We start from the raw sequence: 22,625 nt of genomic DNA, 5'->3' as shown, positions 1-22,625 counted from the left end.
AAACTCACCATGAATACAGCCGTGAACGCCAATGTCGTGCATGAATCCGAAGCCCAGCGCCAGCATGCGCGGGTCAAGCTGCCTGCCAAGCTGCGCCTGCTCAACGGTGCGCCAAACGCCCCGGTGGTCAAGGTCGAAGACCTGTCAGCCGGTGGCCTGAGCTTCGTCGCGCCCGACCCGGCGGCGCTGCGCGTCGGCGAGATCGTCAAGGCACGCCTGCAGTTCCTGATCGACAACCTCGGCCTGTCCATGGATGTCGAACTGCAGATCCGCACCATCGACAGCAAGACCGGCCGTGTCGGCACGCAATTCCAGAATCTCGACGCCCAGGACATCTCCACCCTGCGCCACCTGATCACCTCGCACCTGGCCGGCGACCTGGTCAGCATGGGCGAAGTGCTGGCGACCCTGCAGCGTGACAACTTCACCAAGGCGCGCAAGAACAAGGGCGGCGACAGCTCGATGGGCTTCTTCGGCCGCGTGCGTGCCGTGGGCTTCAGCCTGGGGATCTTCGTGGTCGGTATCGGCGCCTTCGGCTTCATCGCCAAGACCGTCTACGACCTGTACTTCGTCAGCCACGCTTCCGCCGGCCTGGTCACCGTACCGAGCATGGACGTGACCATGCCGCGCGAAGGCACCGTGAAGAGCCTCATCCCGGTCAACCAGGTGGCCGAGAAAGGCGCGCCGCTGGCCTCGTTCGATACCAACATGCTGGAACTGCTCAAGGGCGGCCTGACCGGCGACGACCTGCAGCCGACGAAAATCGAAGAGCTGTACGGCAAGCAACTGAGCGGCACCCTGACCAGCCCATGCGATTGCGTCGTGGCCCGCCAGCTGGTCGCCGACGGCCAGTACGCCGCCAAGGGTCAGGTGATCTTCCAGCTGGTGCCCCGCAATACCCCGGCCACCGTCGAAGCACGCTTCACTTACCGCCAGTTCCGCGACGTCAAGCCAGGTACTGCGGTGAGCTTCCAGATCGCTGGCGAAGACCAGGTGCGCACCGGTCGCGTGATCAGCAGCACCAACCTGACCGACAAAGACCTGTCCACCGACATCCGCGTGCAGATCAAGCCTGACGAGTCGCTAAACAGCTCGCTGATCGGCCGCCCAGTGGAAGTGGTCAGCGACCGTGGCCCGTCCATGAACTGGCTGGTCGATAAAGCCGTGGCTGCAGGTCTGTAACCATGAACCGCGCGCTTCGACGCCCGTCGACTCCCACGCTGATGTTCCCCACGCGGTTCACGCCCAAGGTCCTTGGCCTGGCCGTGGCCCTGGGGCTCGGCGGCTGTGCCGGCCTGCCGGACCAGCGCCTGGCCAACGAGGCCCTGCAGAACGGTGACACGGCTCTGGCCGAACGCAACTATCGGCAACTGGCCGAGCTTGGCTACACCGACGCCCAGGTCGGTCTGGCCGATATCCAGGTGGCCAGCGGCGACCCGGCGAAGCTCAAGGAAGCCGAAGCCACCTACCGCGCTGCCGCTGCCACGTCGCCCCGCGCCCAGTCGCGCCTGGGCAAGCTGCTGGCGGTCAAGCCGGACGCCACTGACGCCGAGCGCCGTGAAGCCGAGAGCCTGCTGCAACAAGCCTTCGCCAATGGCGAGTCGGGCAGCCTGCTGGCCCTGGCACTGATGTATCTGCAATATCCGCACACCTTCCCCGAGGTCAACGCGCAGCAGAAAATCAGCCAGTGGCGCAGCCAGGGCTACGCCGAGGCGGGCCTGGCGCAGATCGTTCTGTACCGCACCCAGGGCACCTACGACCAGCACCTGGACGAAGTGGAAACCATCTGCAAGCAGGCGTTGAATACCACCGACATGTGCTATGTCGAGCTGGCCACCGTGTACCAGACCCGCGGCCAGGCCGAGCAGCAGAAGGCCCTGATCGACCAGCTCAAGAGCGCGCATGCCTCCGGCCGTGTCGGCGCCCAGCGCGTCGACAGCGTGGCGCGGGTACTGGGCAACTCGGAGATCGGCACGCCCGACCCGCAGACCGCCCAGCAAATGCTCGAAGAGATCGCACCCGGCTACCCGGCTTCCTGGGTCACCCTGGCCCAGCTGCTCTACGACTTCCCCGAGCAGGGCGATGTCGACAAGCTGATGGAGTACCTGGACAACGGCCGTGCCGCCGACCAACCGCGCGCCGAACTGCTGCTGGGGCGCATCTACTACGAAGGCAAGCTGCTGCCCGCCGATGCCCAGCAGGCCGAGCAACATCTGCTCAAGGCCGCGCCCACCGAGCTGTCCGCGCACTACTACCTGGGCCAGCTGTACCGTCGTGGCTACCTGGGCCAGGTCTACCCGCAGAAAGCCGTGGACGAGCTGCTGTTCGCCGCCCGTGGTGGCCAGGCCAGCGCCGACTTCGCCCTGGCACAGCTGTACTCGGGCGGCCGTGGCATCAAGCCGAACATGGTCAACGCGTGGGTCTTCAGCCAGCTGGCACAGAGCCACAACCCGACACCGCAGTCCGGCGAACTGGCTCAGCAGATCGCCCAACAGCTGCCACCCGAACAACTCGCCACTGCCCAACAGTTGCTGCAACGCGAACAACAGGCCCGGGGTACTTCAGCCAGCCAGACCGCGCTGGTGATCCAGACCCTGGAAAAAGATGACGGTGAGGAAGCACTATGAAGTTGAAACCCTTGATGGCCGCCGGCATGGGCCTTGGCTTCACCCTGCTTTGGGCATGCCCGACTCTGGCCGCACTGACCGAGCAGCAGAATTTCGGCCTGGAAGTGAAGATCACCGGGCAAAGCGAAGACGACCGCGACCTGGGCACCCGCTCCGGTGGCGACGTCAACGGTCTCGGCCTTGACCTGCGTCCCTGGGTGTACGGCGAGCGCGGCAACTGGAGCGGCTACGCGATGGGCCAGGTGGTGACCGCCACCGACACCATTCAGACCGACCCGCTGGACGAGACCACCACCGACAGCGATGGCCAGATCGGCAGCCGCACCTCGCGCGGCAACGCCAGCGAGCGCAAGGTCGACAAGACCTACGCCGCCCTGCGTGAGTTCTGGATCGGCTACAGCGGCTTCACGCCCTACCCCGGTGAGATCCTCAAGGTCGGTCGCCAGCGTCTGCGCAACGACGACGGCCAGTGGCATGACACCAACATCGAGGCCGTCAACTGGAGCTTCGACACCACCCTGCTGCGTGCCGAACTGGGCGCCGCCCAGCGCTTCAGCGAGTACCGCACCGACCTGACCGAGCTGGACCCCAAAGACGAAGACCGCCAGCACCTGTTCGGCTCTGCGGCCTATCAGTGGACCCCTGGTCACTGGGCCGGCATTCGTGCCCACCACAGCCACGACGACGGCAAGTTGAAGAACGCCGGCGAACGGCTCGATGACCTGGACAAGACCGCCAATGGCGACCTGACCTGGATCGGCCTGAACGTCGACAGCGATGCCTACAACCATCGCAACACCCATACCGTCAACTACTGGGGCAGCCTGACCTGGCTGACCGGTGACCGTGACCGCATCGGTGCCAACTACGACAGCGCCACCGACCAGTACCTGGCCGGGCAGAAAGTTGGCCAGAACGTCAATGGCTGGGCCACCGACCTGGGCGTGCGCCTGCGTCTGGACCCGCAATGGCAGATCGGTGCCGCCTATGCGCGCGCCAGCAAGGACTACGAACAGAACGGCCTGGAGAGCAACCGCTCGAACTGGACCGGCACCCGCTCGCGCATCCATCGCTTCGGTGAAGCCTTCCAGGGCGAGATGGCCAACGTGGAAACCGCCTCGCTGTTTGCCTCCTGGCAGTTCAACGAGGAGTACGACGCCTCGCTGATCTACCACAAGTTCCGTCGCGTGGACGGCAACTCGGGCATCGGCAACGCCGGCATCAACCCGACCCGCGAAGTGGTCGACGCCGATGGCGTACCGACCAACACCTTCAGTTCCCTGCCGCTGGAAGACGGCCGCAAGGACCTGGGTCAGGAGATGGACCTGGTGGTCACCAAGTACTTCAAGCAGGGCCTGCTGCCTGCCGCTCTCAGCCAGTCGGTGGATGAGCCTTCGGCGCTGATCCGTCTGCGTGCGGGTGTGTTCAAGCCCGGCGACGCCTACCACGACCAGGTCGACAGCTACATGCACCGAGCCATGGTCGACGTCATCTGGCGCTTCTGAGGCAGCCGCGAAAGGAGTGCGATGAGATGAATCGTCAGATCAATAATCCCCGCGGGCGCACCTGGCCGCACACCCTGCTGGAAAGCGCGGTATTCGGTGGTGCCCTGCTGATGGCCAGTGTTGCGCTGGCCAATACGCCAGCGGTGTCCGAAGCGGCCAAGATCGTGGTCAAGGACCTGCAGGAAACCAACAGCTACAACATCACCAGCCCGGCCGTCGAGCCGCTGGCGATGGAAAAGCCCAAGCTGCCGGACCTCTCGGGCTACACCCTGGAAGCGGCGCTGAAGAAGATCGACCGCAGCAAGCCCGGCAAGGTGCGGGTGTCGCGGATGATGGAAGAAACCGGCCTGAAGGAATTCATCGGCGGTGACAACAAGATGGCCGAATGGGTCGCGCGCCAACGCGGAATCCCGGACGCGATCATCATCCAGGACGGCTATGTGAGCCTGCAGGACGTCGCCCGCCAGGTGCCCAAGCAGTTCCTCAGCGAAGTCTCGCCCGGCGTCTACGTGGCGCGCCTGCCGATCCTGGTCAAGGACAGCGGCATTCTGGAAATCGACAAGCGCACTCGCGAGCTGCGCCTGTCCCAGGAAAAGGGCTCGTTCCTGGTCAGCGAAGGCAAGCTGCTGATCACCCAGAGCCAGCTCAACGGCTGGAGCGAAAGCCGCAACGGCCCGGCCACCTTCCGCAAGCCGAGCGAGTTCCGTCCGTTCCTGCTGACCTGGGGCGGCTCGGAAACCTGGATCGCCAACACCAAGATGGCCAGCCTCGGCTACGACCAGAGCAAGTCCTATGGCGTGAGTATTTCCCAGTACACGCCGAACACCGCGAAGGTCCTCAACCGTCCCGAGCCGACCGGCTGGATCATCGACTCGGAGTTCTCCGACCTGTGGTACGGCTTCTACTGCTATGAAACCCGCGACTTCGTGATCAAGGGCAACACCTACCGGGACAACATCGTCTACGGCATCGACCCGCACGACCGTTCGCACGGGCTGATCATTGCCGAGAACACAGTGCACGGCACGAAGAAGAAGCACGGCATCATCATCTCCCGTGAGGTGGACCGCAGCTTCATCTTCCGCAACAAGAGCTACGACAACAAACTGTCTGGCGTGGTCCTGGACCGTAACAGCGTGGGCAACATCGTCGCCTACAACGACATCTACCAGAACCACACCGACGGCATCACCCTGTACGAGAGCGGTGACAACCTGCTGTGGGGCAACCGCGTGGTCGCCAACCGTCGGCATGGCATCCGCGTGCGTAACAGCACCAACATCAAGCTCTACGAGAACTTTGCCATGGCCAACGGTCTGATGGGCATCTATGGCCACATCAAGGACCTCACCGACACCGACCGCGACATCGAGCTCGACCCCTTCGACGCCGAAGTCTCGCTGATCGTGGTAGGCGGCGAACTGGCAGGCAACAAGTCCGGCCCGCTGTCGATCGACTCGCCGCTGAGCGTGGAACTCTACGACGTGTCCATGCTGGCTCCGACCAAGAGCAGCGGCATCAGCTTCAACGGCGTACTGGGCGAGCACCAGAGCCAGATCCTCGATCTGCTGGTGCGCCAGAAGAAAGCCGTACTGATCGACCCGGTTGAAAGCCAGAGCGAGCTGCGCCAATGAGCCGAGGAATTTCCATGCATACACACCTGTTCAAGATCCTGGGCTTGTCCGGCCTGACCCTGGGCCTGATGGCCGCAGCCGGAGCGGCCCGTGCCGACCAGGCCGCACCGCCGAGCTTCACCGCCGAGCCATGCTGCCAGCTGTGCCCGGCCGCGCACGACGCGAGCAACTACACCACCCGCTACCAGCAGAACTTCACCACGCTGATCCAGGCCGAAGGTGACTGGCTGTTCCGGACCCGCGAAGACCTGCGTACCGAGTTCGACACCACGCCAGCGGGCTACAAGCGTCTGCAGGAACTGCAACGGGCGTTCAAGCGCAAGGGCATCGACCTGGTCGTGGTCTACCAGCCGACCCGCGGCATGGTCGACCGTAACAAGCTGTTCGCTGCCGACAAGGCCGGTTTCGACTACGACAAGGCCATGAAGAACTATCAGGCCATGCTCGGTCGCTTCAGCAAGATGGGCTACTGGGTACCGGACCTGTCGCCGCTGACCAACGAGAACGAAGCCCACGACTTCTACTTCCGCGGTGACCAGCACTGGACCCCTTACGGCGCCGAACGCACCGCCAAGGTGGTGGCCGAGACGGTGAAGAAGATCCCGGGGTTCAGCGACATTCCCAAGCGTGAGTTCGAGACCCACAAGATCGGCCGCATGGGCAAGACCGGCACCCTGCACAACATGGCCGGTCAGCTGTGCGGTACCAGCTACGCGATCCAGTACATGGACCAGTTCGCCACCGAGCCCAAGGGTGAAGCCGGCGACGGTGATCTGTTCGGCGACTCTGGCAACCCGCAGATCACCCTGGTGGGTACCAGTCACAGTGGCAAGAACTACAACTTCAGCGGCTTCCTGCAGCAGTACATCGGCGCCGACGTGCTCAACGTGGCCTTCCCCGGTGGCGGCCTGGAAGGTTCGATGATCGAGTACCTGGCCAGCGACGAATTCAAGAACAACCCGCCCAAGATCATCATCTGGGAATTCTCGCCGCTGTACCGCCTCGACCAGGAAAGCATCTGGCGCCAGATGTTCGCCCTGCTCGACGAGGGTTGCGATGACAAGCAAGTGGTGCTCAGCGGCGAAGCCACCGTCAAGCCAGGCGGCACCACCGAAGTACTGGTCAACGGCAAGAACGGCATCAAGGACATCCGCAACAGTGCCAACCGCGTGGATATCCAGTTCGAAGACACCTCGGTGAAAACCCTCAAGGCACGCCTCTGGTACATGAACGGTCGTCACGAAGACCTCAAGCTGGAGAAGCCGGAAACCACCGACACCAATGGACGCTTCGCCTTCGATTTGCGTGAAGACGAAGACTGGGCCAGCCAGCAGTTGCTGGCCGTGGAAATCGAAGGACCCGAAGCAGGTAGCGAACCACAGAAAGTCAAAGCTCAGGTGTGCAGACGCAATGCACTGCCTGGTTCCGCGCAGCACACTGCGCAAGCCGGACAATGAGGTGACCCATGCAGACTCGCAAACCCATGCGCCCTGCCCTGCTGTCGCTGGCCATCGTGGCCACGCTGGCATGGGGCGGCACGGCTTCGGCGGCCGCACCGCTGATTCCGCCCCAGGGCTACTCGGCGCCCATCGAGAAAATGAAGACGGGTGACAACGACTTCCGCTGCGGCCCGGTCCCGCAGCCCTATACCGGTTCGCTGGTATTCCGCAGCAAGTACGAAGGCTCGGACAAGGCCCGTGCCACGCTCAACCTGCGTGCCGAAGAGGCCTTCCGCGACTCCACCAAGGACATCACCGACCTGGAGCGCGGCGTGAGCAAGGTGGTCATGCAGTACATGCGTGATGGTCGTCCTGAACAGCTCGATTGCGCGCTGAACATGATGACCACCTGGGCCAAGGCCGACGCCCTGGAGTCCCAGGACTACAACCACACCGGCAAATCGATGCGCAAATGGGCGCTGGGCAGTCTGTCTTCGGCCTACCTGCGGCTGAAGTTCTCCGACTCGCGGCCACTGGCCAACCACCAGGAACAGGCCCGGGAAATCGAAGCCTGGTTCAGCAAGCTGGCCGACCAGGTGATCGTCGACTGGAGCAACCTGCCGCTGGAAAAGATCAACAACCACTCCTACTGGGCGGCCTGGTCGGTGATGTCCACCGCCGTGGCCACCAATCGTCGTGACCTGTTCGACTGGGCGGTGAAGGAGTTCAAGGTCGCCGCCAATCAGGTCGACCCGCAGGGCTTCCTGCCTAACGAGGTCAAGCGTCGCCAGCGTGCCCTGGCCTACCACAACTACGCCTTGCCACCCCTGGCGATGATCGCCAGCTTCGCCCAGGCCAACGGTGTGGACCTGCGTCAGGAAAACAACGGCGCCCTCAAGCGCCTCGCCGACCGGGTGCTCGAAGGCGTGCGTGACCCTGACGAATTCGCTGCCAAAGGCGGCGAGAAGCAGGACATGACCGACCTCAAGAAAGATCCGAAATTCGCCTGGCTGGAGCCTTACTGCAGCCTCTACAACTGCGATCAGCAGGTGCTGGAGGAGAAGCACGAGAAACAGCCATTCAAGACCTTCCGTCTTGGCGGCGACCTGACCCGGGTCTATGACCCGAGTCACGACAAGGATCACAACAAGTAACGTTCGTAACACCGTAGGAGCGGCTGCGGCCGCTTCTGCAACCTCCCACATGGATGGGGGGTTTGGGGGGGCTTTGGCCCTTATCGCTGGACTGACGGAGTAAAGAAGGATGGTGTTCTCATCCAACGTGTTCCTGTTCCTGTTCCTGCCGATCTTCCTCGGCTTGTACTACGTGAGCGGGCAACGCTATCGCAACCTGCTGCTGCTGATCGCCAGCTACATTTTCTACGCCTGGTGGCGTGTGGACTTCCTCAGCCTGTTCATCGCCGTCACGGTGTGGAACTACTGGATCGGCCTGCGTGTAGGGGCCGCCGGGGTGAGGACCAAGAAGGCGCAGCGCTGGCTGCTGCTGGGTGTTGCAGTCGACCTGTGCATCCTGGGCTACTTCAAGTACGCCAACTTCGGTGTCGACAGCCTCAACGCGATCATGACCTCGATGGGCCTGGAGCCTTTCATCCTGACCCACGTGCTGTTGCCGATCGGTATCTCGTTCTACATCTTCGAGTCCATCAGCTACATCATCGACGTCTACCGTGGCGATACCCCGGCGACCCGCAACCTGATCGACTTCGCGGCGTTCGTGGCGATCTTCCCGCACCTGATCGCAGGCCCCGTGCTGCGTTTCCGTGACCTGGTCGACCAGTTCAACAACCGTACCCACACCCTGGACAAGTTCTCCGAAGGCTGCACGCGCTTCATGCAGGGCTTCATCAAGAAAGTGTTCATCGCCGACACCCTGGCGGTGGTCGCCGACCACTGCTTCGCCCTGGAGAACCCCACCACCGGCGACGCCTGGCTGGGTGCGCTGGCCTATACCGCACAGCTGTATTTCGACTTCTCCGGCTACAGCGACATGGCCATCGGCCTGGGCCTGATGATGGGCTTCCGCTTCATGGAGAACTTCAAGCAGCCGTACATCAGCCAGTCGATCACCGAGTTCTGGCGGCGCTGGCACATCAGCCTGTCGACCTGGCTGCGTGACTACCTGTACATCACCCTGGGCGGCAACCGCGGCGGCAAGGTCGCCACCTACCGCAACCTGTTCCTGACCATGCTGCTCGGTGGCCTGTGGCACGGTGCGAACATCACCTACGTGATCTGGGGCGCCTGGCACGGCATGTGGCTGGCCATCGAAAAAGCCGTGGGCATCAACACCAAGCCACACAGCTTCAACATCATCCGCTGGGCCCTGACCTTCCTGCTGGTGGTCATCGGCTGGGTGATCTTCCGTGCCGAGAACCTGCACGTGGCCACCCGCATGTACGGCGCCATGTTCAGCTTCGGCGACTGGCAGCTGTCGGAACTGACCCGCGCCAACCTGACCGGCCTGCAGATCGCCGCCCTGGTCGTGGCCTACGCCACCCTGGCCTTCTTCGGCCTGCGCGACTTCTACACCGATCGCCCGGCCAACCAGGGCAAGGCCCGTGCCGACGGCCCGGCCACCGAGCAGCCCGGCACCATCAAGGCCGTGCCTGGCGATGCGCCTGGCAGCATCCATCAGCCCGGCTACATCATGGGCCAGGAGGCCCAGGTACAGGCGGCCACCTGGCAGGCCGACTGGCCACGCTACGCCATGCGCGTGCTGATCCTGCTGCTGTTCGTGGCATCGATCCTGAAACTGTCGGCGCAGAGCTTCTCGCCGTTCCTGTACTTCCAGTTCTGAGGAGCCTGACATGACCCGTTCATTACGCATCCTCTACGTCGTGACTTTCATGGGCCTGCTGCTGGTGCTGGGCATCTGGTCGCTGCGCAGCTTTTCCAGCTACACCAAGACCCCGGAGCAGACCGTGCTCAACGGGCGCTGGACCAAGGCGGTGGAAACCCACTACGACGATGAGTTTCCCATCAAGCGCCTGGGCACCAACCTCTGGGCCGCGCTGGACTACAAGCTGTTCAACGAAGGTCGCCCTGGCGTGGTACTGGGCAAGGACCAGTGGCTGTATACCGATGAAGAGTTCGACGCCATCGCCCACGGCGAGCAGAACATGGCCGACAACCTGGCCCTGGTGCGCGGTGTGAAGGAGACCCTGAACAAACAGGGTACCCGCTTGGTGCTGGCGATCATTCCGGCCAAGACCCGCCTGTACCCGGAGCACATCGGCGAGCAGACCCCGGCGCGCCTGCACCAGGACCTGTACCAGCGCTTCCACGAGCAAGCGGCCCAGGCCGGCATCCTGGCCCCTGACCTGCTGCAACCGCTGCGCGAGGCCAAGCAACGTGGCCAGGTGTTCCTGCGCACCGACACCCACTGGACGCCGATGGGTGCCGAGGTGGCTGCACAGCAGCTGGGCCAGACCATCGCCAGCCAGGCACCGCTGGAAGCCGAGCCGCAGACCTTCGTCACCGCCGACAAGGGCACCGAGCCCTACAAGGGCGACCTGACCAACTTCCTGCCGCTCGACCCGCTGTTCAGCAACCTGCTGCCCAAGCCGGACGCCCTGGACAAGCGCACCACCGAAGCGGCCGGCGGCACTGGCGAGGGTGAGGACGCGCTGTTCGCCGACAGCGACATTCCGGTCGGCCTGGTCGGCACCAGCTACAGCGCCAACCCCAACTGGAACTTCGTCGGCGCGCTCAAGCAGGCCCTGCGCAGCGACGTGGTGAACTACGCCGAAGACGGCCATGGTCCGATCCTGCCGATGCTCAAGTACCTGCAGACTGACGACTTCAAGAACAACCCGCCGCAAGTGGTGATCTGGGAATTCCCCGAGCGCTACCTGCCGGCCCACAACGACCTGCGTGAATTCGATGCCAATTGGATCGCTCAGCTGAAGAAAACCCCTGGCAGCCAGGACAACCTGGCCCTGAACACCCAACCATCCGAGTCGCCCGAGCGGGCGCAAAACTGAGAGGACTGTCCTTATGACCTTGAAGAACACTGCCAATCGTTCGGCCAAAAACACCCTGATCAAGCGCTGCGCCCTGGCCATGGGCCTGAGCCTCGGTCTGGGCATGGTTTCCCTGCCGACCTATGCCGCCGGTGACGCCGCGCTGTACGGCCCGACCGCGCCGAAAGGCTCGACCTTCATCCGCGTGTACAACGCCAGCAACAGCGAAGTCAGCGCCACCGTCGGCAACACCAACCTCAACGACGTCGCGCCCCTGGGCAGCACCGCGTTCAGCTTCATGCCTGGCGGCGACTACACCGCCAAGGTGGGCACCCAGAGCATGCCGGTGAAGCTGGCTGGCGACCACTACTACACCTTGGTCAACCCTGCCAGCGGCAAGCCGCTGCTGGTCGAGGAAGCACCGTTCAAGAACAAGCAGAAGTCCCTGGTACGCCTGCAGAACCTCAGCGACCAGTCGCTGACCCTGAAGACCGCCGATGGCAAGACCGACGTGGTCCAGGCCGTCTCCGCCAAGGGCACCGGCCAGCGTGAAATCAACCCGGTGAAGGTCAGCCTGGCCCTGTACAGCGGCGACAAGAAAGTCGCTGACGTCAAGCCGGTCGCCCTGGAGCGCGGCGAAGCCGCCGTGCTGTACGTCACCGGCAGCGGCAGCAACCTGTCGCCAGTCTGGGTCAAGCCACCGGTCGAAACCCGCTAAGTGATGCGTGTGCCCGGTCGGCTCGACCACCGGGCACCGGGGAACTGCATGGCAGGCCGGCGGGAAATGCCGGCGCCGTGCAGGACCCAGGAAACAATGACAAGACGCAAATGGCAGTAACCCGTACAGCCCCTTTTTGAACGTTTTCGGAGAGACACAAAATGATTCCAGTCATCCTGTCAGGCGGTAGCGGTTCTCGACTCTGGCCACTGTCGCGCAAGCAATTCCCCAAGCAGTTCCTGGCCCTGACCGGTGAACACACCCTGTTCCAGCAGACCCTCGAGCGCCTGGTGTTCGAAGGCATGGAACTGCCCATCGTGGTGTGCAACAAGGAGCACCGGTTCATCGTCAACGAGCAGCTGGCGGCAGTGAACCTCGAGACCCAGGCAGTGATCATGGAGCCCTTCGGCCGCAACACAGCGCCGGCCGTGGCCCTGACCGCGATGATGATGGTCAACGAAGGCAAAGACGATCTGATGCTGGTCCTGCCGGCCGACCACGTGATCGAAGACCAGAAGGCCCTGCAGCGCGCCCTGGCCCTGGCCACCGTGGCCGCCGAGCGTGGCGAGATGGTGCTGTTCGGCGTGCCGGCCACCAAGCCGGAAACCGGCTACGGCTACATCAAGTCCACGGGCGACTCGCTGCTGCCTGAAGGCGTGCGCCGCGTGCAGAGCTTCGTCGAGAAGCCTGACGAAAAACGTGCCCAGGAATTCGTCGAGGCCGGCGGCTACTACTGGAACAGCGGCATGTTCCTGTTCCGCGCCAGCCGCTTCCTCGAAGAGCTGAAAAAGCATGATCCGGACATCTACGAAACCTGCGTGCTGACCCTTGAGCGCAGCAAGCATGAAGACGGCGGCATCGAGATCGACGAAGCCACCTTCGCCTGCTGCCCGGACAACTCCATCGACTACGCGGTGATGGAAAAGACCCAGCGCGCCTGCGTGGTGCCGCTGACTGCCGGCTGGAGCGACGTGGGCTGCTGGTCGTCGCTGTGGGACGTTCACCAGAAAGACGAGAACGGCAACGTCACCAAGGGCGACGTGGTCATCCAGGACAGCCGCAACTGCATGATCCACGGCAACGGCAAGCTGGTGTCGGTGATCGGCCTGGACAACATCGTGGTCGTGGAAACCAAGGACGCGATGATGATCGCCCACAAGGACAAGGTCCAGGGCGTCAAGCAGATGGTCAACACCCTCAACGAGCAGGGCCGTAGCGAGACCCAGAGCCATCTGGAAGTCTACCGTCCGTGGGGTTCCTACGACTCGGTGGACATGGGCGGCCGCTTCCAGGTCAAGCGCATCTCGGTCAAGCCGGGTGCCAGCCTGTCGCTGCAGATGCACCACCACCGCGCCGAACACTGGATCGTGGTGTCCGGCACTGCCCAGGTGACCTGCGACGAGAACGTGTTCCTGCTCACCGAGAACCAGTCGACCTACATCCCGATCGCCTCGGTGCACCGCCTGAAGAACCCAGGCAAGATCCCGCTGGAAATCATCGAAGTGCAGTCGGGCAGCTACCTGGGCGAAGACGACATCGAACGCTTCGAGGACGTCTACGGGCGTACCGATTCGGTCGAGTCGGGTGTGCGTACCCAGACCATCGCTCGCTGATCCCGGCGCAGGCCTGACGGCCCCACCCCTGTCGCGCACTGGCTGCTGCGCGACAGGGGCGGGGCCGTCGTCGTTCATGCCTCTGGCGGCCCGGCGCAACAAGTGACGTATGGCGTGTCCACCGGTCGCCCACTGACAGTTCTGCCAGTGCCGTATGGCCGGGCAGCCGCCTAAAGTGGAAGGGAATCGCCCCTGGGCCTGGCATGAGGCCCGGTATGAGGAGAACGCCGACATGACTGACGACATTGATCTGTACACTGCCGAACCGGATGACTCACTGCCACGGCCGATCCTGGTGGACAGCACCGACCAGCTCATCAACCTCGACGCCGCCTTCCTGCGCGTACAGCTTCCCGCCGTCGACCCGCAAGCGTATGACCGGGTCCGGCTGGTCCTGCTGGCCACACCGGACGCCAGCAGGAGCCTGCAGGCCGAAGCCGACATCGACACCCAGGGCGCACAGGCCGAGTTCTACAAGCATGACCTGCAGGCCATCTTCGACCTGGACGACGAAGTGGTCGCCGTCGCCCTGCTGCACCGCCGAGGCACGCAACGCTGGGTACGCTCGCCGGGTTCGGAAACGGCGATCTTCTGCTGAGCCTGTGCATGGCCAAGTCCCCTCGCCTTTGGGTAGGATGAGCCGCATTGTCATGCGGGAGCACCTCCATGCTGATCGGCGTGCTGTTGATCGTCACCTGGCTCATCCTGTTGCTGCGCTACCCGGCCAAGGCCCTGCCAGTGTCGCTGGTGGCCGCCGTGGCGCTGGGTTTGGTCGCCACCCTGGTGATCTGGCAGGACCACCGTGAAACCCGCCAGCTCGAACGTCTCGACCTGCGCCTGAGTCTGGCTCGACAAAGCTGCCCGGCCGACCGGCCCCTGCAGATCAGGCTGACCAACACCAACAGCGTGCCGCTGGTCGAGCTGCGCTGGCAGGTGGGCGCCTACGCACCGGGCGACACGGTCAACCTGGTCGACAACACCTATACTTCGGCGCGCTACCGCGGCCCGGGTGAACTCCAGGCCGGCGCCGCATGGCAGGAATGCCTGCCCCTCCCCACCCTGCGCAGCGGCTACCGCCCCGACAGCCTCGAATTTCGCGCCGAGCATCTGCAAGGCAGCTTCTCGAACTAGGTTCTGTACGAAAAGTCGCCGAGCGAAGGTCAGGCAAGGAAAAAACAGGCGAGGAAGCGCAGTTTACTGGAGTAAATGAGCATTCCGAGCCGGTATTTAACGAAGCATGGCCGAGCGCAGGCACTTTTCGTACAAAACCTAAGGATTCTTCATGCCCGTAACGCTAATCACCGGTTGCTCCAGCGGTATCGGCCGCGCCCTGGCCGATGCCCTGCGTGCGGCCGGCCACGATGTGTGGGCCACCGCGCGCAAGCCGGCTGACGTCGAAGCCCTGGCAGGCGCCGGTTTCCGCGCCGTGCAGCTGGACGTCAACGACGCGCCGGCCGTGCAGGCCCTGGCTACGCGCCTCGAGCCCGAGGGGCTGGACATCCTCATCAACAACGCTGGCTACGGCGCCATGGGGCCACTGCTGGACGGCGGCGTAGACGCGATGCAGCGCCAGTTCGAGACCAACGTCTTCGCCGTGGTCGGCGTGACCCAGGCCCTGCTGCCGGCACTGCGGCGCAAGCGCGGGCTGGTGGTGAACATCGGCAGCGTGTCCGGGGTGCTGGTCACCCCATTCGCGGGTGCCTACTGCGCGTCGAAGGCCGCCGTGCATGCACTGAGCGACGCGCTGCGCATGGAACTGGCACCGTTCGGGGTTCGGGTCATGGAAGTGCAGCCAGGCGCCATTGCCTCGCAGTTCGCCAGCAATGCCAGCCAGGAGGCCGAACAGCTGATGGCCGAGCAGTCGCCCTGGTGGCCGTTGCGCGAAGGCATCCGCGCCCGCGCCCGCGCCTCGCAGGACCACCCGACCTCTGCAGAAGCCTTCGCCCAGGGCGTGTTGGGCGCCCTGCAACGCTCGAACCCGCCGCGCCTGCTGCGCCTGGGCAACGGTGCTCGCGCCCTGCCCTTGATGGCCCGCTGGCTGCCGCAGGGGCTGCTGGAATGGGTGCTGAAAAAACGCTTCGGCCTCGACCGCCAGTTGCCCTAGCACGTTGGCAAAGGAGAAGGCCGGTGCAGATTCCCGGCAGACGCGGTGACTTACCGACCTCTGCCCCGCTGTAGCCGCTTCTACCTGTAGGTTGAACGGCCCCCGGGTATGGCTGACAGTCAGAGAATCGCTTGAATGCCCTTTTCGGCAATGACATTCAGCAATTTGAGCGCCGGACCAGCCGGGCGGGTTTCTCCCTGCTCCCACTTCCTGACCGTGGACGCCGAGGTATGCAGGTGAAGGGCAAATACTGGCTGACTGAACCTCAGCCGTTCACGCAACAGGCGGATATCTGACGCGCTGAACTCGCGTACAGGGGAAGGTGACAGTGCCTCGAATTCTCGCATCGTAACCTTGTCGATCAAGCCCGCCTGGTAAAGCGCGCTCATGTCGCGGGAAAGGGATTCAATGATTTTGCTCACAACGAACCTCTATCAGCAGCCCCAGGGAAATAGCCTCATTGAGCTGATGTGGTGACAGCTCTAGAAAAACCTTACCGGCATGTTGTAGCGCTCTTTTTTCGATTGCCGAGACGCTTGCCTTTTCGCTTTTGGCAAAACCATGCAGGAACACACATAGATCGCCGAACTTGACAGACAGTAGGGTTTGATAGCCCCGGCTTTTACCGCTGCCTTCCCGAGCGATGCGCTGCTTGTACAAGCCGCTCCCCAGGTCGGCGTCTATCAGGCCACGCTGCATATCTTCGACCGCACGACACAGGCAGGCATCTGCCAACCCCTGCTGCGCTTGCCACCGCGTGAAATCCCTGCGCTTGAGTACCTGCATGCCAACGCCTCCGAACATACCCGTAACGGGCATACTTTTCCATGGGCACGTCAACGCCATGCGGTACATATCTATCGAGTTGTGGCCCTGCTCTGCTGGGTGCCCTCTGGCTTGAGAATCACCGTGCAGGTCATGCCCGCCGCGAGAACGAAATCTTCCGGCACCGGGTCGAGGTGGATGCGCACGGGCACGCGCTGGGCCAGGCGGACCCAGTTGAAGGTCGGGTTGACGTCGGCGAGCAGTTCGCGGCTTTGCGGGTTGTCGCGGTCGTAGATGCCGCGGGCAATGCTGTCCACTCGGCCGGTCAGGCGTTCGCCGCTCATCATTTCCAGCTCGGCGCGGTCACCGACGTGCACCTGTGGCAGCTTGGTTTCTTCGAAGAAGCCGTATACCCAGTAGGAGTGGCGGTCGATCAGCGCCATCTTGGCTTCGTCGGCGTGGGCATAGTCACCGGGGTGGACGTTGAGGTTGGTGACATAGCCATCCACCGAGGCGCGCACCTGGGTGCGTGCCAGGTTCAGTTCGGCAGCCTCAAGGCGCGACTGGGCCTGCTGGTATTCGGCCTGTGCGGCCAGGGCCTGATACCCGGCGTCATCGCGGTTCTCCGCCGAGATCACCAGGGCATCCATGTCGGCACGGCGTCGCGCGTTGGCGGCGCGCATGTCCCAGGCGGCCTTGCGGGCAGCGACTTCGGCACGTGCCTGGCGCACCGCCAGGCGGTAGTGCTCGGCGTCGATCTGCAACAGCAGGTCACCCTTGCTGACCGCCTGGTTGTCACGCACCGCCACCCGCTCCACCAACCCCGAGACATCCGGCGCGACGTTGATGATGTCGGCCCTGACCCGCCCGTCGCGGGTCCAGGGCGTATCCATGTAGTGCACCCACACGGCGCGCCCCAGCACCACGGCCAGAGCGAGAATCGACAGCGTCGCGGCAAGACTGAACAGCTTTTTCATCCCAGGTTTTCCCGAGCCAGGCTTCAACGATAAAGGGGCAGCGCCAACGCGCCGAACAGGCAGGCGAACAGGCTCAGGCGCAGCAGCGCCGGGTGCCAGAACAGCCGGTACAGGTCCAGCCCGGATAGCAGCCGGTCGAGCAGCCAGGCGAGGATCATGGCCAGCACGAACAACAGGCCCATGCTTGGCATGTACAGGTCGAAGAACGCGATTTCACGCGGCATTGGCAATCCCTCGGCGGGTATGGGCAGCCAGCGGTGAACGCGGGTCCAGCAGGCAGGTGCGGATGAAGTGCAGGTAGCTCTCCACCCGCCGCAGCGGCGAAGTGTCGAAATGCGAAGCGAAGGGCTCGTCGGTCTGCCTGACCCGCATGATGGCCCGCTCCACCGCCGCCAGGCTACGCGCCAGGTTGCGCGCGTCTGGTTGAATGAACAGGCGGATCAGCGCACGCCCCATGCTGCGGATCGACAAACGCCACGAACGGTGTTCGGCGTAGCTGGGATGCACCGGCAGCAACGCCTGTTCGCGGCGCAACTCGATGATCGCGTGGCCGATTTCCAGCACCACGAACATCCAGCGCAGCAGCTGCTGGCGAACCTCGGGTCGGCCGGCGGCCAGGGCATCGGCATGGTGCATCACGTCGCGGGTCTGGCTCTCGAAGCTCGATCCCAGACGCTTGAGCGGCGCGCTGATGGCGAACACCACCTGACGGCGCAGGTCATCCTCCAGGTGGCGCCACATCCAGCGGCTGTTGGGCGGCAGCACCACGGCCCCCGCGGCACTGCACAGCAGGGTCGCGACCAGCATCGCCAGGTAATCGTTGATGAACGGGTAAGGCTGGTAGAGCGTCAGGTTACCCGGCAGCGTACCCATGCAGAAGAACAGCATCAGCCCCAACCCGATGCCCGACCACTGCACCCGCGACGACAGAAAGGTGCCCAGCGCCAACACCGGGGCCAGCACCAGGCACAGCAAGGGGAAGCCATCGATACGCGGAAACACCAGAAAAGTCTCGACGAAGCCGAACAGCGCGCCAAGTGCGGTGCCGCAGGCCATCTGCAGCGACATGCGCCAGGGATTGGCGTTCATCGATGACAGCGCCACGGTCACTGCCGCAACCAGGATCAGCGTGGCACCGCTGGGCCAGGCGGTGAGTACCCACCAGGCGCTCATCAGCGCCACCACCAGGGTGGCGCGGACACCGGCGCCCAGCACCGCCATGCCATGGGTGCGATTGACGAAGGGCTCCTCCCACTGCTCACGCACGTGATTATGGTCAGCCAGCGACGCGTGGGTCAGGGCGTAGTTATGCAGTTCGCTGGCCAGGCGGTAGAGCAACTCGAAGGCGGTGTGGAAATCCAGGCGTTCATCCTGGCTGGGAGCGGCCGCTTCCAGCTCCCGGCGCAGGCGCCGCACCATGGGTGGCAGGTCGGCCTGCCAGTGTTCCAGACGGATCACCAGGCGCGCGGCGTCATCCAGGGTCAGCGCCTGGTCGGCGCAGTGTTCGAGCAACGCCGCCAGGCTGTGCAGCCCTGGTTCGACCTGCCGCAACACCAAACCCAGGCGCTGGCTGCGCAGGCGCTCCAGCAGCTGGTGCAGGGCATTGAAGCGCGTGGTGATGGCCATGAACTCACTGTTGAGGCGGTTCAGCCGACCATTGCGCCGACGCATGGCCGGGTCTTCGAACAGGGTCACGCTGCGCAGCCCTTCAAGGCCGATGGCCTCGCCGACGAAGCGCAGGTTGCCGGCCTCGAACGCCGCCTGATCGTGGCCATGGCGCAAGCCATCGACGACGAACCGGGCAAACCGGCCGAAGCGCTGGAACAGGCTGTTGCGCAGCGCCGCGCTGGCGCTCTGCGGCAGAATCGCCGCGCTGACCAGGGTGGAACACAGAATGCCGAGGAAGATTTCCAGGACCCGCCACACCGCCGCCATGAATGCCGTCTCGGGTTGCGACAGGGCCGGCAGGCCGATCAAGGCGGCGGTGTAGCCGGCCAGCACGAAGGCGTAGGCGCGAAAGTTGCGAAAGCGCGCAGCCCCCGCCGCGCACAGCCCCACCCACAACGCCAGGCAACCGAGAAAGGGCACCGAGTCCTGACCAAACAGAGCCATCAACAGCACCATCATCGCCGAGCCGGCCAGCGTGCCGAGCAGCCGGTAGAAGCTCTTGGCAAACACCTGGCCACTCTGCGGCTGCATCACCAGCACCACGGTGATCACCGCAATACGCGGCTGTGGCAATTCCAGGCGCAGCGCCAGCCAGTAGGTCAGGAAAGCGGCCAGCAGCACCTTGGCAACGTACACCCAGGTCACGCCATCGCTGCGCAGCCACAGGTCGAATTCACGACGCCAGGGCAGGCCGCCAACGCGTTGCAGGGCCAGGCTCACTGCCGCCACTCCATGAAACGAGCGCAGGCGCGTAGGGCCGTTCGGGACATTTCAGCATTCATCGGATCAGTCATCGCCAAAGGGGTTTGCGGAATCAGGAATCAAGGGTGCAGCTGGGCGAGTCCGCCTGCCGTGGCAGGGGCACGCAAGCGCGGCTCGGCGGGGCTGTCTGCGCCGGACTGCAGGCCACCACCCAGGGCCACCAGCAGCCCGGCGTAGGCGCCAAGGCGCGCGGCCTCGACCTGCTGCTGAATGTCCTGCTGACGCCACAGCTGGGTCTGGGCCTGCAGCACATCGAGGTAGTCCACCAGGCCACGCTGCCAGGCCAGCCGCGCCAGGTCGCAGGCTTTGGCCGCCTTGCTCACCGATTCTGCGGCCAGGGCCTGCTGCTGCTCCAACGACTGGCGGCGCGACAACTGGCCGGCCACCTCCTGCAAGGCCGTGACCAGCACCTGCCGGTAATGCGCGACCGCCAGGTCGTAACCGGCACTGGCCTGACCCAGTTCGCTGCGCAGGCGACCGCCGTCGAAGATCGGCAGGCTCAGCGCCGGGCCGGCGTTCCAGGCCTGCTTGCGAGCGTCGAGAAACGCCAGCACGCCACCGCCGGTGGCCATGTAGCCGAAGCTGGCACGCAGGTCGACGTCAGGATAGAAACCGGCCCGGGCGACCTCGATGCCACGCGCCTCGGCGGCCACCTGCCAGCGGCTGGCGACCACATCCGGGCGTTGCCCGAGCAGTTGCGCGGGCAGGGCCGCTGGCAGCGTCAATGCCTGGCGCAGTGCCAGAGTCGGACGTCGCAGGCTGGCGCCCTGCTCCGGCCCCAGCCCGGCCAGGGCCGCCAGTTGCTGACGGCTCAAGGCGATGGCTTCGTGCAGGGCGTCGATCTGCCGATGGGTCTCAGGCAGCGGCGCTTCGGCGCGGGTCACGTCCAACTGCGTGCCGATACCGGCTTGCAGGCGCTGCTGGGCGAGGTCGAGGATCTGTCGCTGCTGGCCCAGGGTCGATTCGAGAATCTCCAGCCGCGCATGCTGCAGGGCCAGTTCGATATAGGCACGCACCACGTTGCCCTGCAGCTCCAGCTGCGCCTGACGCTGTTCGGCGGCACGTTGGTGCACCCGGTCCAGTGCCTGCTCGCTGGCGTTGTGCTCACGCCCCCACAGGTCGAGGTCGAAACTCAGCGCCACCGCCAGGTCGTTATCCCAGGTCTGGGTGCTGGCGAGGCTGCCGGGGCCGTAGAAACCATCGTCGGGCCAGCCGCGTCGCGCCAGGTGGCCCGTAGCATTGGCCTGCAGCGCTTCACGCGCCTGGCTGAGGCCGGCCATGGCCCGGGCCTGGCGCACCCGTGCGGCAGCCGCAGCCAGGCTGGGGCTGCCAGCACTGGCCTGCGCCACCCAGGCGTCAAGCTGCGGGTCGCCATAGGCGCGCCACCACTGCGCAGCCGGCCAGCTGGCTTCACGGTCGGCCAGGTCGATGCCCAGGTCATGGGTGGGAAGGTCGTCACTGAGCGGCTGGATGCCGTGAGTGGAAATACAGCCGTTGAGCAACACGGAGGCTGCCAGGACACTGAGGGTCTTGAGCCCTCTGACGATGCAACGCGGCACTGCTGCAAATTCCCCAGGAGGAAATGAAACGACTGTGAATGCCGCGATTCTAGGGGGCGGCCGAGGCAGCGATAAGCGGGGCCGAATGTGAATCTTTATTGCAGGAACGGCAAGAATGCCGCTGGGTGGATAGACAGGGACTGGTAACTTCGTGTCACAATTTACCCAAACCGTGTACGCCTTTTCTTCCGAGAAACTTCATGGATACCCTGCAAAACATGCGCGCCTTCAGTTGCGTGGCGCAAGCGGGCAGCTTCACTGCGGCCGCCGCACAACTGGATACCACCACCGCCAACATTTCGCGCGCCGTATCCAATCTGGAAGCGCACTTGCAGACCCGCCTGCTCAACCGCACCACCCGGCGCATCGCCCTGACCGAAGCCGGCAAGCGCTACCTGCAGCGCTGCGAGCAGATCCTCGCCTATGTCGAAGAGGCCGAAGCCGAGGCCAGCGATGCCCATGCCCGGCCCGCCGGCCTATTGAAGGTGCATTCGATGCCCGGCGTCGGCCAGCACTATGTCATCGATGCGATTGCCAGCTACCGCCAGGATCACAAGGACGTGTCGTTCGACCTGACCCTGACCAACCGCGTGCCCGACCTGCTGGAAGACGGCTATGACGTGTCCATCGTGCTGGCCAGCGAACTGCCGGACTCGGGCTTCGTCTCGCAACGCCTGGGCATCACCTACAGCATCGTCTGCGCCTCCCCCGCCTACATCGCGCGGCGCGGCATGGCGCATCGACCCGCCGACCTGCTCACCCATGACTGCCTGCGCCTGGTCAGCCCGGTGTTCCCGCTGGACAAGTGGCAGTTCACCGGGCCAGATGGCCAGGAAGGCGTCAGCCTCAACAGCTCGCCGTTCCTGGTCAATTCCGCCGAAGCCATGAAGACCGCCATCGCCAGCGGCATGGGCGTGGGCATCCTGCCGATCTACTCGGCCATCGACGGCCTGCGCGATGGCACCCTGGTGCGCGTGCTGCCGCGCTACCGCTTCCAGGAACTCAACCTGTACGCCGTGTACCCCTCGCGCCAGTACCTGGACGCGAAGATCAAGACCTGGGTGGAATACCTGCGCAGCACCCTCCCGGCCATCCTCGCCGCCGACGAGACGGACCTGCAGGCGCATACTCCGGGTTAGTCATCGCTCACCCTGTAGTTCACTTCAGCCACCAAAAGCATCCCGGCTGAAGCCGGTCCTACCGGTCCTTGGCCAGTCAGGTCATTGGACTGGGGCAGGTACGCAAGCGCCCTGCAAACTTCAGACAAGCGGC

At 64.3% G+C, this 22,625-nt stretch carries 20 protein-coding genes; 14 read left to right on the top strand and 6 right to left on the bottom strand.

Annotated elements, in window-relative coordinates:
* Window positions 1-9 precede the first annotated feature (9 nt).
* The 13 genes from RRX38_RS21075 to RRX38_RS21015 all read left to right on the top strand — a co-directional run bounded on the left by RRX38_RS21075 (window position 10) and on the right by RRX38_RS21015 (window position 15,622).
* The gene (locus RRX38_RS21075) at window positions 10-1,182 is read left to right on the top strand and encodes an alginate biosynthesis protein Alg44 (protein ID WP_315960544.1); all 1,173 of its coding nucleotides are present in this window, start codon (window positions 10-12) and stop codon (window positions 1,180-1,182) included.
* A gap of 2 nt (window positions 1,183-1,184) precedes the next feature.
* Window positions 1,185-2,627: an alginate biosynthesis TPR repeat lipoprotein AlgK gene (gene algK, locus RRX38_RS21070; RefSeq protein ID WP_315960543.1), complete on the top strand. Its 1,443-nt coding sequence runs from the start codon at window positions 1,185-1,187 to the stop codon at window positions 2,625-2,627.
* Window positions 2,624-4,132 carry an alginate export family protein gene (locus RRX38_RS21065; RefSeq protein ID WP_315960542.1) on the top strand — a complete coding sequence of 503 codons (1,509 nt, stop codon included), beginning with the start codon at window positions 2,624-2,626 and terminating at the stop codon, window positions 4,130-4,132. The genes algK and RRX38_RS21065 overlap by 4 nt, the downstream gene beginning before the upstream one ends.
* A gap of 26 nt (window positions 4,133-4,158) precedes the next feature.
* The gene (gene algG / locus RRX38_RS21060; RefSeq protein ID WP_315960541.1) at window positions 4,159-5,766 is read left to right on the top strand and encodes a mannuronan 5-epimerase AlgG; all 1,608 of its coding nucleotides are present in this window, start codon (window positions 4,159-4,161) and stop codon (window positions 5,764-5,766) included.
* Between the two features lie 14 nt (window positions 5,767-5,780).
* A complete protein-coding gene (locus tag RRX38_RS21055) occupies window positions 5,781-7,223 on the top strand; it encodes an alginate O-acetyltransferase (RefSeq protein WP_295471357.1) in 1,443 nt (480 codons plus the stop codon).
* Window positions 7,224-7,231: 8 nt separating this feature from the next.
* Window positions 7,232-8,359 (top strand): mannuronate-specific alginate lyase, encoded by a 1,128-nt coding sequence (locus RRX38_RS21050; protein WP_295471359.1) that lies wholly within the window; start codon window positions 7,232-7,234, stop codon window positions 8,357-8,359.
* A gap of 109 nt (window positions 8,360-8,468) precedes the next feature.
* Window positions 8,469-10,022: an MBOAT family protein gene (locus RRX38_RS21045; protein ID WP_315960540.1), complete on the top strand. Its 1,554-nt coding sequence runs from the start codon at window positions 8,469-8,471 to the stop codon at window positions 10,020-10,022.
* Window positions 10,023-10,032: 10 nt separating this feature from the next.
* A complete protein-coding gene (locus RRX38_RS21040) occupies window positions 10,033-11,208 on the top strand; it encodes an alginate O-acetyltransferase (protein ID WP_315960539.1) in 1,176 nt (391 codons plus the stop codon).
* 13 nt (window positions 11,209-11,221) lie between these two features.
* Complete coding sequence (locus RRX38_RS21035; RefSeq protein ID WP_315960538.1) at window positions 11,222-11,905, top strand: alginate O-acetyltransferase AlgF; 684 nt, start codon at window positions 11,222-11,224, stop codon at window positions 11,903-11,905.
* A gap of 161 nt (window positions 11,906-12,066) precedes the next feature.
* A complete protein-coding gene (locus RRX38_RS21030; protein WP_295471366.1) occupies window positions 12,067-13,518 on the top strand; it encodes a mannose-1-phosphate guanylyltransferase/mannose-6-phosphate isomerase in 1,452 nt (483 codons plus the stop codon).
* A 232-nt stretch (window positions 13,519-13,750) separates the two neighbouring features.
* Window positions 13,751-14,116, top strand: a complete 366-nt coding sequence (locus tag RRX38_RS21025) for a hypothetical protein (protein WP_315960537.1) — start codon at window positions 13,751-13,753, stop codon at window positions 14,114-14,116.
* Window positions 14,117-14,184: 68 nt separating this feature from the next.
* Window positions 14,185-14,649: a multidrug transporter gene (locus RRX38_RS21020; RefSeq protein ID WP_295471370.1), complete on the top strand. Its 465-nt coding sequence runs from the start codon at window positions 14,185-14,187 to the stop codon at window positions 14,647-14,649.
* 151 nt (window positions 14,650-14,800) lie between these two features.
* Window positions 14,801-15,622 (top strand): SDR family oxidoreductase, encoded by an 822-nt coding sequence (locus tag RRX38_RS21015; RefSeq protein ID WP_315960536.1) that lies wholly within the window; start codon window positions 14,801-14,803, stop codon window positions 15,620-15,622.
* 119 nt (window positions 15,623-15,741) lie between these two features.
* On the opposite strand, the gene RRX38_RS21010 is transcribed toward RRX38_RS21015, so the two are convergent.
* The 6 genes from RRX38_RS21010 to RRX38_RS20985 form a co-directional block, all read right to left on the bottom strand.
* Entirely contained in the window at window positions 15,742-16,044 is a 303-nt protein-coding gene (locus tag RRX38_RS21010) for a helix-turn-helix domain-containing protein (protein ID WP_295471374.1), read from the bottom strand.
* Window positions 16,028-16,408 carry a type II toxin-antitoxin system RelE/ParE family toxin gene (locus RRX38_RS21005; protein WP_315960535.1) on the bottom strand — a complete coding sequence of 127 codons (381 nt, stop codon included), beginning with the start codon at window positions 16,406-16,408 and terminating at the stop codon, window positions 16,028-16,030. Before RRX38_RS21005 ends, RRX38_RS21010 begins: the two co-directional genes overlap by 17 nt.
* A gap of 71 nt (window positions 16,409-16,479) precedes the next feature.
* Window positions 16,480-17,364: an HlyD family secretion protein gene (locus tag RRX38_RS21000; RefSeq protein WP_315960534.1), complete on the bottom strand. Its 885-nt coding sequence runs from the start codon at window positions 17,362-17,364 to the stop codon at window positions 16,480-16,482.
* A 23-nt stretch (window positions 17,365-17,387) separates the two neighbouring features.
* Window positions 17,388-17,588 (bottom strand): DUF1656 domain-containing protein, encoded by a 201-nt coding sequence (locus tag RRX38_RS20995; RefSeq protein WP_295471379.1) that lies wholly within the window; start codon window positions 17,586-17,588, stop codon window positions 17,388-17,390.
* Window positions 17,578-19,752, bottom strand: a complete 2,175-nt coding sequence (locus RRX38_RS20990; protein WP_315960533.1) for an FUSC family protein — start codon at window positions 19,750-19,752, stop codon at window positions 17,578-17,580. Before RRX38_RS20990 ends, RRX38_RS20995 begins: the two co-directional genes overlap by 11 nt.
* A 101-nt stretch (window positions 19,753-19,853) precedes the next feature.
* Entirely contained in the window at window positions 19,854-21,353 is a 1,500-nt protein-coding gene (locus RRX38_RS20985) for an efflux transporter outer membrane subunit (protein ID WP_315960532.1), read from the bottom strand.
* A 200-nt stretch (window positions 21,354-21,553) separates the two neighbouring features.
* Here RRX38_RS20985 and RRX38_RS20980 point away from each other — a divergent pair, with 200 nt between their 5' ends.
* Window positions 21,554-22,492, top strand: coding sequence for a LysR family transcriptional regulator (locus RRX38_RS20980; RefSeq protein ID WP_315960531.1), 939 nt, complete (start codon window positions 21,554-21,556; stop codon window positions 22,490-22,492).
* The last annotated feature ends 133 nt before the right edge of the window (window positions 22,493-22,625 follow it).

It is taken from the genome of Pseudomonas sp. DTU_2021_1001937_2_SI_NGA_ILE_001 (assembly GCF_032463525.1).
In the GTDB taxonomy this organism is placed as follows: Bacteria; Pseudomonadota; Gammaproteobacteria; order Pseudomonadales; family Pseudomonadaceae; genus Aquipseudomonas.
Note: the sequence above shows the minus strand (reverse complement) of the source record. Positions and strands in the feature narration are given on the sequence as shown.

What these genes read in the sequence shown, in the direction of transcription:
- algG (WP_315960541.1), top strand. Translation starts at nt 4,159, where the DNA reads ATGAATCGTCAGATCAATAATCCCCGCGGGCGCACCTGGCCGCACACC.
- RRX38_RS21035 (WP_315960538.1), top strand. Translation starts at nt 11,222, where the DNA reads ATGACCTTGAAGAACACTGCCAATCGTTCGGCCAAAAACACCCTGATC.
- RRX38_RS21045 (WP_315960540.1), top strand. Translation starts at nt 8,469, where the DNA reads ATGGTGTTCTCATCCAACGTGTTCCTGTTCCTGTTCCTGCCGATCTTC.
- algK (WP_315960543.1), top strand. Translation starts at nt 1,185, where the DNA reads ATGAACCGCGCGCTTCGACGCCCGTCGACTCCCACGCTGATGTTCCCC.
- RRX38_RS21025 (WP_315960537.1), top strand. Translation starts at nt 13,751, where the DNA reads ATGACTGACGACATTGATCTGTACACTGCCGAACCGGATGACTCACTG.
- RRX38_RS21050 (WP_295471359.1), top strand. Translation starts at nt 7,232, where the DNA reads ATGCAGACTCGCAAACCCATGCGCCCTGCCCTGCTGTCGCTGGCCATC.
- RRX38_RS21015 (WP_315960536.1), top strand. Translation starts at nt 14,801, where the DNA reads ATGCCCGTAACGCTAATCACCGGTTGCTCCAGCGGTATCGGCCGCGCC.
- RRX38_RS21055 (WP_295471357.1), top strand. Translation starts at nt 5,781, where the DNA reads ATGCATACACACCTGTTCAAGATCCTGGGCTTGTCCGGCCTGACCCTG.
- RRX38_RS20980 (WP_315960531.1), top strand. Translation starts at nt 21,554, where the DNA reads ATGGATACCCTGCAAAACATGCGCGCCTTCAGTTGCGTGGCGCAAGCG.
- RRX38_RS20995 (WP_295471379.1), bottom strand. Translation starts at nt 17,588, where the DNA reads ATGCCGCGTGAAATCGCGTTCTTCGACCTGTACATGCCAAGCATGGGC.
- RRX38_RS21020 (WP_295471370.1), top strand. Translation starts at nt 14,185, where the DNA reads ATGCTGATCGGCGTGCTGTTGATCGTCACCTGGCTCATCCTGTTGCTG.
- RRX38_RS21030 (WP_295471366.1), top strand. Translation starts at nt 12,067, where the DNA reads ATGATTCCAGTCATCCTGTCAGGCGGTAGCGGTTCTCGACTCTGGCCA.
- RRX38_RS21075 (WP_315960544.1), top strand. Translation starts at nt 10, where the DNA reads ATGAATACAGCCGTGAACGCCAATGTCGTGCATGAATCCGAAGCCCAG.
- RRX38_RS21040 (WP_315960539.1), top strand. Translation starts at nt 10,033, where the DNA reads ATGACCCGTTCATTACGCATCCTCTACGTCGTGACTTTCATGGGCCTG.
- RRX38_RS21065 (WP_315960542.1), top strand. Translation starts at nt 2,624, where the DNA reads ATGAAGTTGAAACCCTTGATGGCCGCCGGCATGGGCCTTGGCTTCACC.
- RRX38_RS21005 (WP_315960535.1), bottom strand. Translation starts at nt 16,408, where the DNA reads ATGCAGGTACTCAAGCGCAGGGATTTCACGCGGTGGCAAGCGCAGCAG.
- RRX38_RS21000 (WP_315960534.1), bottom strand. Translation starts at nt 17,364, where the DNA reads ATGAAAAAGCTGTTCAGTCTTGCCGCGACGCTGTCGATTCTCGCTCTG.